The sequence below is a fragment of the Gammaproteobacteria bacterium genome (genome assembly GCA_009838035.1).
Classification (GTDB): domain Bacteria; phylum Pseudomonadota; class Gammaproteobacteria; order Steroidobacterales; family Foliamicaceae; genus Foliamicus.
In genome coordinates this window covers 1-12,145 of sequence record VXSK01000005.1, presented here as the reverse complement: position 1 = coordinate 12,145, position 12,145 = coordinate 1, and the positions used below count along the sequence as shown (strand labels likewise).

Below are 12,145 nucleotides of genomic sequence, written 5' to 3'. Positions count from 1 at the left end.
TTTTCGGGACTTGAGCCGTGACTAACGACATCATCAGGGTTCATTCCGGGCTGCCTGCCGGAATCGCGCTTCTCTTCGCTTGTTCCGCAGCCATGCTTTCCGCGCGCGCCGACGGCGTTCTGGAGGAAGTCGTGGTGACGGCCCAGAAGCGGAGCGAAAACCTCCAGGACGTGCCCATGTCGATCAGCGCGCTCGACTCCGAGGCGCTGGAGGCCGGGCGGGTCGAGAAGATCGGCGAGCTGGCATTGCGAATCCCCAACCTGTCCTACTCCACCTTCAGCAGCGGCCGGTCGGAACTGACCGTGCGCGGGATAGGCAACAGCGGCGCCACCCGCAGCGGGCTGGAAAACTCGGTCATCCTGTTCGTGGACGAGGTGTACATCGCCCGCTCCACGTCCTATTTCTTTGAACTCTTCGACCTCGAACAGGCGTCCGTTCTGCGCGGCCCGCAGGGCGTGCTGTTCGGCAAGAACGTCGTGGGAGGCGCCATCAGCCTCACCACCCGCGCCCCGAGCGTCGAAGGCGCGGAGTCCAGGTTTCTGGCGGGCTATGGCTCTTTCAACGCCGTCGATCTCAAGGGGGTGCTTTCCGGCCCACTGGGCCCCAACGTCGGCGGGAAGATTTCGCTGGTGCGGAAGACCCGCGACGGTTACGGAAAGGACCTGATCAGCGGAGCCGAATCCGATGACGAAGACCTGCTGGCCATGCGCGCGCAACTGCGCGTCATATCGGGCGACGATCGCGACCTCCTTTTCAGCGCCGATTACAGCCGCGAGGACAACGGCAGCCAGACGCGCACCGTAACCCGATGGGACCGCTTTCCTCCCTCCGCTTCGACCGGGCGGGTGCGGGTTTCCGAGCATGGTTTGCCGATCGGATACGAAGCCAGCCAATGGGGCCTTTCGGCACGGCTCAAGCAACTGATCGGCGGCGGCGAACTGACCGCAATCGCCGCCTACCGGGACGTCTCGGCCAATACCCTGGACCAGTTCGGCGGGCGAAGCCTGGCGGTAGGCCAGGGGTTTGACGACCTGTTCGGCCAGGAAGAGGATGCGGAGCAGTTCAGCCTGGAGGTCCGCTACGCCTTCGATCCGGCCGCGAACTGGCGGGCTGTCGCGGGCCTGTATTACATCCGCGAGGACGTGGACCGGCTCGAGTACGAGGAAATCGTCGTAAACCAGGATGGCGTGTTGAACGGCAGCCGGGGCGACTGGCTGGGGGTTTCGGGCACTTCCGGCTGGGCGGCTTTCGCCGACGCGTCGTGGGAGCTCAACCCGGTGCTGACCGTCCGCGCGGGCCTGCGATATACGCGCGACGACAAGGAGAACCGCACCATCGGCACGCTCACCGATGACGCGGTACCGGGGATCCCCTTCCAGATCATCTTCGAGAATTACGACGTCGCGGCCGAGGCCTCCTTCGACGCGCTCACGCCGCGAGTGGTAGCGGAATGGCGGCCTTTTGCCGCGCGGGACCTCATGGCCTACGCGAGCTGGTCGGAAGGGTTCAAGTCCGGGGGCTTCGACACCAAGGTCAGCCGCGCATCCGAGGCCGGGCAGCCGATCCGCGAAGAAACCGCAACCAATGTCGAACTCGGGATCAAGAGCCGCTGGCTTGGCGACAGGCTGCAGGTCAACGCGGCGGCGTTTTCAACCGACTTCCACGACCTGCAGCGGATCACGCTGCTTTTCGACGAAGTGTCCGCCGCATTCGACGGTCTGCGGGTAAAAAACGCCGCTCGCGCAAGCATCAGCGGAGCGGAGCTGGATCTGACCTGGGCGCCGTCCGGCAGCCTGCTGCTGAACCTCGCCTACGGCTACCTGGACGCGCGATTCGACAGCTTCCTCGTGGGCACGATCCAGGGGTTCGACATCCGGCGAGACGGAAACCGGATCCCGCATTCGCCCCGGCACTCCTTCACATTCGCGGCCGGCTACGGCCTAGACCTGGGCCGCAGCGGGGCCCTGGATTTCCACCTCGACTACGGCTGGAAGCACCATGCCTGGCACAACAGCGACAACGCACCCGGGCGCCTCGAGCGCGACGCATCCTTTCAGAAGGCCTACGGCGTGGCCAACGTTTCCGTGCGCTGGACCCCGGCGGGAGGACGATGGCTCCTCACCGCATGGTGCAAGAATCTGAGCGACACGCTCTACGCCGACCAGCGCACCAGCTTCGCCGGCGCGAGCTGGGCGCACTACGCCCCGCCCCGCACCTACGGCGTTTCGTTGCAGTTCCATACGCAGTAACGATCGCCATCGCCGTTCGGCCGGGCACTAGTCCGGCGCCGGGCGGCCGCCCGACGCGATCGCGGTCGCTACGGCGCCTTCCTCAAGCCGGCCCCAGTCCGCCACGATGTTTGCCGCTTGCCGCAGGGGAAGGTCGTAAGGTGATTGCCGGTACCCGCTCTCGTCCGCAACCGCAACAAAGCCTTTCGCGAGCATGATCGCCCGCACAAGTTCCGGTTTCTCCACATTGGGCATTTCGCTCTCCGGCACGTAACTTCGCTTCACCTGAAGGAAATACTCGGCCAGCGCAGGTTCCGTCACGGCCGCCTCCGGGCCTTTCGCTTCAATCCAGGCCGTGGCGAGCGCCAGCTCTTCCCGCCACTGAGATGCCTGATTCTGCAGACGCTTGTCGACGCTGATGGGCTCGGTTCGACTCTGCATTCGTTCAAGGGACAACTCCAGATAGTCGGCAATCAATCCCCAGTCTAGGTCTTGCGATACGCGTTGCCTATGCCGTAGCGCCAACGTGTCCAACCGCTCGCGCGCTATCTTCCGCCCGCGGAAATCCGTGGATGGAATTGAGTTTGGACCCGGCGGTCGGTTTGCAGCCTGTGCGTTTCCGGTTTTGTCAACGTCGGGTGTCTCTGTCCGGGCCGGTGCAGAGTATTCGTTCGCCATGGTCAGCTGTATGTCGGGCTGCACCCCCGTTCGGTCGATACGCTCACCCGTAACGCGAAAATACTGCCGGTTTGTGATGCTCAACACCGGATCATCCGACTTCTCGCGGGCCAGGGCCTTGATCTTGAATTCGACCTGCAGAGAGTCTCCTGCCAACGTGCGCTCACCAACAATCACGCCTCGGCCATAGTCCTGAATTGCCGCCGTAAAAATTTCCGCGGCCGCACTGCTTCGCTGGTCAACCAGAACCGCCAGGGGTCCTTCCCAGATCGCTTCCCGCCTCTTGTTGCGTTGCACCTGAACGCTTCCCTTGCGGTCCCGTTCCTGTGAGATCGGGCCCTTGCCGACAAACAGCCCGGTCAGGGAAATCACCTCATTGCCTTCGCCGAAAAAATTCTCCCGCAAATCCACCACCAAAGCGTCAACTCCCGCGGTCTCCAATTCACGGACCAGGCGTCTGACGTCCCGTGTGCACTTTTCATAGAACGCCGGTATCCGGATCACGCCTACGCGCAGCGTTCGGCCGCCTTCGTCGACATCCAGCACCGACTGGCTTGCATCCATTTGCGACTGGAGCATCTTTTTCATGCTCCTGTCCATGAGCCACTTGGGAGTCCAGCGCAGCGCCCTTTTCATTTCCTTTGTAAGCATGGATGTGCGCGTCGCCGTTCGCTCAACGACGTCGGTCTGCACGCCCGCCGGCAGAACGCGTAGTGCAACCGATGTTCCGGCAGGCCCCAGGAGAAGATTGTGGATATGGAAGGATTGCCAGCCGGCCACATCGATAAAGTCGCCATCACCGAAGGGATCCAATTCGACAATCCGGTCGCCAACCTGAACGTCCCCTGTCGCGGCCGAGGCAACTTCCTCCCGAACTTCGCGAACGGCGACGTATTCACCTTCAGTGTCCAGGGACAAGCTGACACGCCCCAGATCTTCCATTCGTTCCGCAAGTTCCCAGACGGATTCTGGTGATTGGAAATTCGAATTCGAATCCAGAGCACGCGCGAACGCATTGAGAAACATCGCGTAGGCGGACCTCGCATCATAAGGATCGGTGCCTGGTTGCCTCCCACCCGGCAACTCGCCTATGGAAAAGGAAAACCCTTCACTGTCGACGCCCAATGGATCCCCAAAAAGATAGCGATGACGCAGCCGGGCGCGCGCCGACTCGTAGGTCCACCCTTCCAGAACCAGGTTGATCCACTCATGGCGCACCCAGTCTTGCCAGACCTGCTCCTGCTCGGCCCGGTTCCGTGGCCGCGGCGCTGCCCAGCGATTCCGCAGCCATTCGCGCGAAGTGTTCAGGCTCGGCCGTGTGGCCAGATAGTTCTTCGCGAAGTCACGATATTGAGCCTGACGCTCAAGATAAAGGCGATGGATTTCAAACACGGGTTCGACCTGCCCCTGCCGCATGGCGTCATCGAGCCGATCGCCGTATCGCTCCCCCAAGAGAGCCTCGTCCTCTTGCGTGAACAGGAGTCGCAGTTCGTCCAGCGCCGCCAGGTAGTTTTCAAGTGTGGACCGCGAAATGCGGTCATCGACCCGGATGCTTGAATAGTGAGATTCCTCAGCGTATTCCAGGACTCTCGCCATGGCCTCGCGCTGCGCCTCCTCGTTCGCGAGCGCTGCGGGTCCGACGGCTGCCGCCAGTATTGCCGCCAATGCCAGGCCCGCCGTAGTGCAACCGTCTACAAGGTTTGGCCCAATAGCCGGAGGCCGGCATGTTCGAGGTGTTTTCGGCTCGTTCATCACATGGAGACACCATTCTATTGAAGAAGCAATTGTTGGCGTTCCTGCATTTCATCGCCGCCCGCAACAATCCCGAACTCCCGTTTGTATAATCCCGCCGCCCGACCGGGTTCGGTTCCCCATCCAGCAGCATGAGCATTCGGAGACTGGCGCTTGTCGCCACGCCTTTCGCCCTACTGGTAATCGTACTGGGCGCGTTCGTACGCCTCTCCGACGCGGGTCTCGGTTGTCCGGACTGGCCGGGTTGTTACGGTCAGCTCGACGTACCGCGGGATGCCGGGGAGATAGCCCGGGCGAACGCCGCTTTCCCCGACCGTCCGGTGGACGTGGCGAAGGCCTGGATAGAGATGATCCATCGCTACGCCGCGGCAACGCTGGGACTCCTGATCCTGGCTATCGGTGCGTTGGCCTGGCGGCAGCGTCGCGAGCCCGACGGCTTGCTTGCTCCCTCCCTTGCGCTGGTGGCCCTTGTTCTGTTTCAGGGCCTGCTGGGCATGTGGACGGTTACCTGGCAGCTCAAGCCGGTGGTCGTGATGGCGCATCTGCTGGGCGGATTCGGCACGCTCGCATTGTTATGGTGGCTGATCCTGCGGCAAAGCCCGTCTGCGGCTGTCTGGGCGCAGGGCGAGGACGGCCGCCTGTACCGCTGGACCCTGGTCGGTCTTGCGGTCGTCGTCGTACAGATAGCGCTGGGTGGCTGGACCAGCGCCAATTACGCGGCATTGGCCTGTCCCGATTTCCCGGCCTGCCAGCGGCAGTGGTGGCCGGAAATGGACTTTGCCGAAGCCTTCGTGATGTGGCGGGGCCTGGGCGCGAACTACGAATATGGCGTGCTGGACTATGCCGCGCGCACGGCCATTCACATGACGCACCGGATTGGAGCGCTGGTGGTCGCGCTGTATGTCGGCTGGCTTACGGTGCGCAGCGCGTGCTTCGCATCCGCTCGGAAGGTGCGCATCGCCGGTGCGGCAGTGGGCGCGCTGACGCTTGTTCAGATCGGCCTCGGCATCGCCAATGTGTGGTTCTACCTACCCATGTCCAGCGCATTGGCGCACAATGCGTGCGCGGCCCTACTGGTCCTGGCGCTGGTGACGATGGCCCACGGACTGCGGTCCCCAGGAACTGGAGCATGAATACAGAAATATTGCAGGCGCCCGAAAGGTGGCGCGACTACCTGGAAATCACCAAGCCCAAGGTCGTGGCGCTGCTCACCTTCACGGCAACCGTGGGCATGCTGCTGGCCGCGGAGCGGTTTCCGCCCTGGACCGTTCTGGTTTTCGGTTCGGCCGGAATTGCGCTGGTATCGGGCGCCGCGGCCGCGATCAACCAGGTGGTCGATCAACATATCGACGCGGTCATGGCCAGGACCCGCAACCGCCCTCTGCCGCGCGGCGTTCTGGAAACGCGTCATGTGCTCTCATTCGCCGCGCTGCTGGCCGTGGCCGGAATGTGGCTGTTGCTGACCTTCACCAACGTACTGTGCGCAATCCTCACATTTGCCTCGCTGCTGGGCTACGCCGTGATCTACACGATGTTCCTGAAACGGGCCACGCCCCAGAACATCGTGATCGGGGGCGCCGCCGGCGCGGCCCCGCCGTTGCTCGGCTGGATCGCCGTGACCGGGCAGTTCGATCCCGGGGCGGCTGTGCTGTTCGCCATCGTTTTCGTATGGACGCCTCCGCATTTCTGGGCGCTGGCCATCCATCGCCGCGAGGATTACGCCAGGGTCGATATGCCCATGCTGCCCGTCACCCACGGAGTCGAACTGACCCGCCTGCATATCCTTCTGTACACGGTGTTGCTGTTCGTGTTCGGGCTGCTGCCGTATCTGGTGGGCATGAGCGGCCCGCTCTACCTTCTCGGGGCCGTGATACTGGGAGGCCGGTTCCTTTGGTACGCATTCCGGATGTACCGCCGCGGCGACGATTCCCTGGCCATGCCCACCTTCGGGTATTCCATGGTTTACCTGTGCGCTCTGTTTGCGGTGCTTCTTGCCGACCACTACCTGTTGCTGATCATGCAATAGGCTGGTGAAGTGTCTCGCAGCGTACTGATCAGCGGGGCCTCGCGCGGACTGGGCCTCGCGACCGCCCGGGAACTCGCCGCGCGCGGCTACAGGGTCTTCGCCGGTGTTCGCGCTTCCGGCGCCCTGCCCGCCGACACCGGCGCCGGCGAAGTATTGCTGGACGTGACCTCACAATCGTCCGTGGACGAGGCGGTACAGCATGTCCTGCGGGAGGCAGGCGGCATCGACGTGCTCATCAACAACGCCGGGCTGCATGCGTTCGGCGCACTGGAGGCCGCCGGCGAGGCGCGCTTCCGCGAGTTGCTGGAGGTCAATCTGCTCGGCGCCTGGAGACTGACGCGCGCGGTCCTTCCGGGCATGCGGACGCGCGGTTCAGGCCACGTCCTGATGGTCTCCTCTCTGTCCGGTTTGGTTGGACTGCCCGCGGACGGCCAGTACGCGGCCAGCAAGTTCGCACTGGAAGGAATGTCCGAGTCGCTGGCGCTGGAGGTGCAGCGGTTCGGCGTTCGGGTTACCCTGCTGGACGCCGGTCCTTATGACACCGACATGCTCCGCCGCGACGATAGCGCCCTGCACCAACTTTCCTCCGGCCGCCACGGAGCGGCGTACGAACCTCTGCACCGGGCGCTGCTGGGGCAAAAGCGCAGCGGTGAGCCTCCCCGAAACGCAGCCGGGATCATTGCTTCCGTTGTCGATGATCCGCCCGACCAGTTGCGCATTCCGATCGGGCCGGTGGCCGAACAGGTGTTTGCAAGCCTGGAAATCGACCGGGGCGAACGGGCCAGGCGGGTTGCCCTTCAAGCCGCCAGCGCAGGCTGGTGGATACGCGGAGAGGAACCGGAATGAGCACACAGCCGACAGCAGCAGCGGCCGTGCGGGCCCGGGAGGTCAGCAAGTGGTACGGCGAATTCCGGGCTCTCAACGGGATTGATCTCGAGGTCCGGGCTGGCGAGAAAATCGTGATTTGCGGTCCGTCGGGATCAGGCAAGTCCACGCTGATCCGGTGCATGAACGGCCTTGAGGAGTACCAGGAGGGCGTGATGGAAGTGGCCGGCATCGCGCTGGACTCCGACGCCGCGCGCAGCCGGGTTCGCCTGAAAGTCGGCATGGTCTTTCAGCAGTTCAACCTCTTCCCTCACCTTTCGGTCATGGACAATCTTTGTCTTGCGCCGGTCAAGGTCCGCAAAATGAAGCGCGAGGCCGCCGAGGAACGCGCCGCCGGCTTGCTTCGGCGCATGGGCCTGGAAGGCCAGGAAGACAAGTATCCCGCCCAGCTCTCCGGAGGCCAGCAGCAGCGCGTCGCGATTGCCAGGGCGCTGTGCATGCAACCCGAGATCATGCTGTTTGACGAGCCGACCTCGGCCCTGGATCCGGAGATGGTACAGGAAGTCCTGGAAGTGATGGTGGAACTCGCCCGCCAGGGCATGACCATGCTTTGCGTGAGCCATGAAATGGGCTTCGCCCGCCAGGTGGCGGACCGCGTGGTGTTCATGGACGGCGGGGAGATCCTCGAGGACTCGCGCCCCGAACAGTTCTTCGAAAATCCCGAAACCGAACGCCTGAAGACCTTCCTGGGTCAGTTGCGGCAATAGTCTTTTTTGTCCCGCATCGCTTCCCGGCGCGACCGGGACCGTGCGTTTGCTTCCGGCGCCAATCCGTGCTAAAAGAGGGGAGCGTTGAATCTTTCTCCGCCATGGGGATGAGTTACAAGGTTCCTGGAACTGGAAAACTCATAATTTCAACCTGAAACTTGGGAGGATCAAAATGGGTAATAGAGTAGTCGTAGGGCTGATGGCGCTTGCCGCCATACTCGAGGGCGTACTGCCCGAAGGCACGGTTCCCGGTAACACCCTTCCGCTGGTTCTTGCGGTTCTCGGCATTGTCTGGGGATTCATGGGAGTTGATGCGGAAGATGCGACCGCCTATCTGGCCGTTGCAATCGGCGTCGGGATGGCCGGATACTCGGACGCACTCGGCAACATACCCGCGGTAGGAAGCCTTCTGGACGGAATCGTGGACGCGGCTTCGATCGCACTGTATTCCGGCGTAGCCTCGGTGCTGGCCATGAGGACCTGGAATCGCGTTAAGGGCTAATCGCCCACGCAAACAACGAATCCCCTTGCGCCTGGTGCGCAAGGGGATTTTTTTCTCCGGCAGCCGTACGCCAACCGCCCGGCGGCCATGGGCCTCGCTGATGCATGACGCGGCAAGCGCCGCGACACGACACTAGGTGGTGGCGGCCCGGTAGCGCGTCATGCGGCGCTCCAGGCGCGAACTCGCTCGCGAAAGGCAGAAGCAGGCCGTCCAGAAGAAAACGGCCACGAAGATGTAGCCGGCCGCGGTCGTGCCCGTTCCCAGCCATTGGGGATCGCTGGCTGCACGCTGCACTTCTCCCAGCAGGTCGAACAGGCCGATCACCAGCAACACGGTGGTCTCCTTGAACAGGCCGATGAAGTTGCTTGTGATCTGAGGCAAGGACACCGCCAGGGCCTGAGGCAGTACCACGTGCAGGCGCGACTGACGCCAATTCAGTCCCAGCGCCCGGGCCGCTTCGTACTGGCCGGCGGACAGGCTCTGCAAGCCGCCGCGCACGGCCTCGGCCAGGTAGGTGGACATGAGGATGGCGAATGCGATCATCGCCCGGCCGAGCTGGTCGATCTCGATGTTCGCCGGCAGGAACAGCGGCAGCATGATGATCACCACGAACAGCAGCACCAGCACCGGTACCGCGCGCCAGAACTCGATCCACACCGTGCAGGCCTGGCGTACCAGCGCCAGACGGCTCTGTCTCCCGAGGGCCAGCAGGACACCGGCAAGCAGCGAGACCCAGAAAACCGACCCCGTCACGACCAGGGTAAGAAAAAAACCGCCCCACAGAGACGTTTCGACCGGAGTCAGTCCCCACGTTCCGCCGCGAAAAAGCCACCACGCCAACGGCGGATAGGCAAGCAGCAGGAACGCTGCAATCCAGCGCCGGCCAGGCAACCGGCGAACGGCCAGCGCTGCTCCCAGCAGCGCGCCGGCCGCCAGGCCCAGATTGACCCTCCACACCTCCTCCGACGGATACAGGCCGTACAGAAACTGCGGCCAACGCGCCCGCACGAATGGCCAGCACAAGCTGGTCGTGTCGGCACAGGCGGACGGGCTGCTCCCGGCCCATTGCGCGTCGACGATCAGCCACTGGAAAAGCCTGACCGCGAGCATTGCCAGCAAACCCAGCAGGACCACGCTGACCGCTGCGTTCCACCACGACGAGAACAGGTTGCGCCTGAGCCAGCCGGACAGGCCCCGGTGAGCTGCCGGTGTCCTCAGTTCACTGGCCACGCAACGTTACCCGCTTGTTCCATCGGCCCATGAGCCAGGCCACCAGGAAGCTGACGCCGGCATAGAAGGCCAGCGATACGGCCATCACTTCGACCGGCCGGCCGGCCAGGTTGTTGACCGTGCCCACGAACACCGAGACGATTTCCGGATAAGCGATCGCGGCCGCCAGCGAGGTCGCCTTGAACATGTTCATGTACACCGTCGTCAGCGGCGGCAGGACGGCCCGCAACGCCTGCGGGAAGGCCACCCGGCGCAGGACGGCAGCCGGCTTGAGCCCCAGCGCGGCCCCCGCTTCCCATTGACCGCGAGCCACGGACTGAAAGCCCGAACGGACGATCTCCGAGATATAGCTACCGTTGTACAGCGAAAGGCCGATCCAGAGCGCGAGGAACTCCGGCATCAGGTAGAAACCGCCTTCGTACGCGAAACGCCCCGGCACAGGGGGGCTGATGGAAAAACCGTTGGCGAACTCGATGAACGGGAAATAGAGGCCGCGGTTGTTCAGCACCAGGTAGTCGGTTATGAAGATGCTGGATTCCAGTGACGGCAAGGCGCGCAGTGCGACGTAATACCAGAAGAAGATCTGCAGCAGCACCGGAATGTTGCGGAACAGTTCCAGGTAGGCCAGCGACAGCCTGGAAACCAACCAGTTCGAAGACAGCCTGCCGATGCCCACGAACAGACCCAGCAGGCTGGCAAGGAAGATGCAGAACACCGCGAGTAACAGGGTATTGAGGATTGCCACGGCCAGCGCGACCCAGATCGGCGAGTCTTCCGTGTACGGAATCAGGTGCTGCGAGATCGAGAACCCGGCTTTCTTCCAGAGGAAATCGAAGCCGGACTGCACTCCCAGCAGTTCCAGGTTGGACTGGGTGGTGCGGAACACAAGGAAAACCAGCGCCACGAGCACCAGACCCAGCAGGCATTGCAGCCAGAAGGCGGAGTTCTTGCGCACGAGTTCGCCCGGACCGCCGGACCGGCGCCTACCGATACGGCATGGCGATCATGAGGCCGCCGTCGCGCCACAGCGCGTTGAGCCCCCGCTCAAGCCCCAGGGGCTCGAAATGCCGGCCGAAGACTTCGCCGTAATTGCCGACCTGGGCGACTATCTGGTAGGCCCAGTCGTTGCGCAAGCCGAGCTGGCGGCCGAAGCCGCCCTCCACCCCGAGAAACCGGCGTATCTCGGCATCCTCGGTGGTGGCCCGCATCTCCTCGACGTTGCCCATGGTCAGCCCGAATTCTTCGGCCGCCACGCGCGAGTTGAAAGCCCAGAACACGATGTCGCGCCAGCGCGGATCGCCCTGCCGCACCAGGCCGGAGAACGGCTCCTTGGAGATCACGTCGCCCAGAATCCGGTGCTCTTCGGGATTCCTCAGCGCGACGATCCGCCCGGCCAGCGAGAACACCTCGGTCGTAAAGGCATCGCAACGGTCCGCCAGATAGGCGTTGAGGCCGCGCTCCACGTCGGCGAACGTGACGATCGAGTACTTCATGCGGCGGGCGCGGAAATAGTCCGCCAGGTTCTGCTCGTTGGTCGTGCCCTGGGCCACGCAGATTGTGGCGCCTTCGAGGTCCGGGATGCGCGATACGCCGGAGGCGTGGCGCACCACGAAACCCTGACCCGCGTACAGGTAGGTGCCGGTGTAATCCAGCCCCAGTGAAGTGTCACGCAGGAACGTCCACGTGGCGCCCCCGGGGAAAACGTCCACGCCCCCGGATTGCAATGTGGTGAACGCGGTATTGGGGTTGATTGGCACATACTCGATCGCATCCGCGTCGCCCAGTACCGCGGCCGCCACCGTTCTGCAGTTGTCGATGTCGAATCCGTACCTTCGTCCGTTGGCGTCGATGGAGCTGAAGCCGGGACTGGCTTCGATGACGGCGCAACGCAGCTTGCCGCGCTCCAGCACGTCGGAAAGCGTGTCCGCGGCGGCTATGCCCGCAGGCAAAACCGCCAACGCGCACAGCGCCATTCCCCGTCCCAATCGCAATACAGCCTCCACCATAGCCGAGCGAGTTTAACCCCCCGCAACCCTCCCGGTTCCACTGGCAGCGCCGGCTAAAGCCCTTTCTTCGCCCCCGTCCTCGTGGGAGCGTTGGAGTATCCATGTTGTCAAGCATGGGTATTCAGGGGGGC

At 63.5% G+C, this 12,145-nt stretch carries 10 protein-coding genes; 6 read left to right on the top strand and 4 right to left on the bottom strand.

Going from position 1 to position 12,145, the window contains the following annotated elements; translation table 11 throughout:
• Positions 1-17 precede the first annotated feature (17 nt).
• Complete coding sequence (locus F4Y72_05660; GenBank protein MXZ27774.1) at positions 18-2,249, top strand: TonB-dependent receptor; 2,232 nt, start codon at positions 18-20, stop codon at positions 2,247-2,249.
• Positions 2,250-2,276: 27 nt separating this feature from the next.
• Here F4Y72_05660 and F4Y72_05655 read toward each other — a convergent pair whose 3' ends face one another.
• Positions 2,277-4,661, bottom strand: a complete 2,385-nt coding sequence (locus F4Y72_05655; GenBank protein ID MXZ27773.1) for a hypothetical protein — start codon at positions 4,659-4,661, stop codon at positions 2,277-2,279.
• A gap of 128 nt (positions 4,662-4,789) precedes the next feature.
• Between F4Y72_05655 and F4Y72_05650 the strand changes: the two genes are divergently transcribed.
• From F4Y72_05650 to F4Y72_05630, 5 genes are all read left to right on the top strand, one after another.
• Entirely contained in the window at positions 4,790-5,791 is a 1,002-nt protein-coding gene (locus F4Y72_05650; GenBank protein MXZ27772.1) for a heme A synthase, read from the top strand.
• A complete protein-coding gene (locus F4Y72_05645; protein ID MXZ27771.1) occupies positions 5,788-6,684 on the top strand; it encodes a protoheme IX farnesyltransferase in 897 nt (298 codons plus the stop codon). The genes F4Y72_05650 and F4Y72_05645 overlap by 4 nt, the downstream gene beginning before the upstream one ends.
• A gap of 9 nt (positions 6,685-6,693) precedes the next feature.
• The gene (locus F4Y72_05640) at positions 6,694-7,530 is read left to right on the top strand and encodes an SDR family oxidoreductase (GenBank protein MXZ27770.1); all 837 of its coding nucleotides are present in this window, start codon (positions 6,694-6,696) and stop codon (positions 7,528-7,530) included.
• Complete coding sequence (locus F4Y72_05635) at positions 7,527-8,276, top strand: amino acid ABC transporter ATP-binding protein (protein MXZ27769.1); 750 nt, start codon at positions 7,527-7,529, stop codon at positions 8,274-8,276. The genes F4Y72_05640 and F4Y72_05635 overlap by 4 nt, the downstream gene beginning before the upstream one ends.
• Positions 8,277-8,448: 172 nt before the next feature.
• Entirely contained in the window at positions 8,449-8,778 is a 330-nt protein-coding gene (locus F4Y72_05630; protein ID MXZ27768.1) for a hypothetical protein, read from the top strand.
• Between the two features lie 132 nt (positions 8,779-8,910).
• On the opposite strand, the gene F4Y72_05625 is transcribed toward F4Y72_05630, so the two are convergent.
• From F4Y72_05625 to F4Y72_05615, 3 genes are read right to left on the bottom strand one after another with little or no spacing between them, the layout of a single operon-like run.
• Positions 8,911-10,008 carry an amino acid ABC transporter permease gene (locus tag F4Y72_05625; protein MXZ27767.1) on the bottom strand — a complete coding sequence of 366 codons (1,098 nt, stop codon included), beginning with the start codon at positions 10,006-10,008 and terminating at the stop codon, positions 8,911-8,913.
• Positions 9,998-10,999, bottom strand: a complete 1,002-nt coding sequence (locus tag F4Y72_05620; protein MXZ27766.1) for an ABC transporter permease subunit — start codon at positions 10,997-10,999, stop codon at positions 9,998-10,000. The genes F4Y72_05625 and F4Y72_05620 overlap by 11 nt, the downstream gene beginning before the upstream one ends.
• A complete protein-coding gene (locus tag F4Y72_05615; GenBank protein MXZ27765.1) occupies positions 10,992-12,014 on the bottom strand; it encodes an amino acid ABC transporter substrate-binding protein in 1,023 nt (340 codons plus the stop codon). The genes F4Y72_05620 and F4Y72_05615 overlap by 8 nt, the downstream gene beginning before the upstream one ends.
• Positions 12,015-12,145 lie beyond the last annotated feature (131 nt).

What these genes read in the sequence shown, in the direction of transcription:
- F4Y72_05650 (MXZ27772.1), top strand. Translation starts at nt 4,790, where the DNA reads ATGAGCATTCGGAGACTGGCGCTTGTCGCCACGCCTTTCGCCCTACTG.
- F4Y72_05645 (MXZ27771.1), top strand. Translation starts at nt 5,788, where the DNA reads ATGAATACAGAAATATTGCAGGCGCCCGAAAGGTGGCGCGACTACCTG.
- F4Y72_05635 (MXZ27769.1), top strand. Translation starts at nt 7,527, where the DNA reads ATGAGCACACAGCCGACAGCAGCAGCGGCCGTGCGGGCCCGGGAGGTC.
- F4Y72_05630 (MXZ27768.1), top strand. Translation starts at nt 8,449, where the DNA reads ATGGGTAATAGAGTAGTCGTAGGGCTGATGGCGCTTGCCGCCATACTC.
- F4Y72_05615 (MXZ27765.1), bottom strand. Translation starts at nt 12,014, where the DNA reads ATGGTGGAGGCTGTATTGCGATTGGGACGGGGAATGGCGCTGTGCGCG.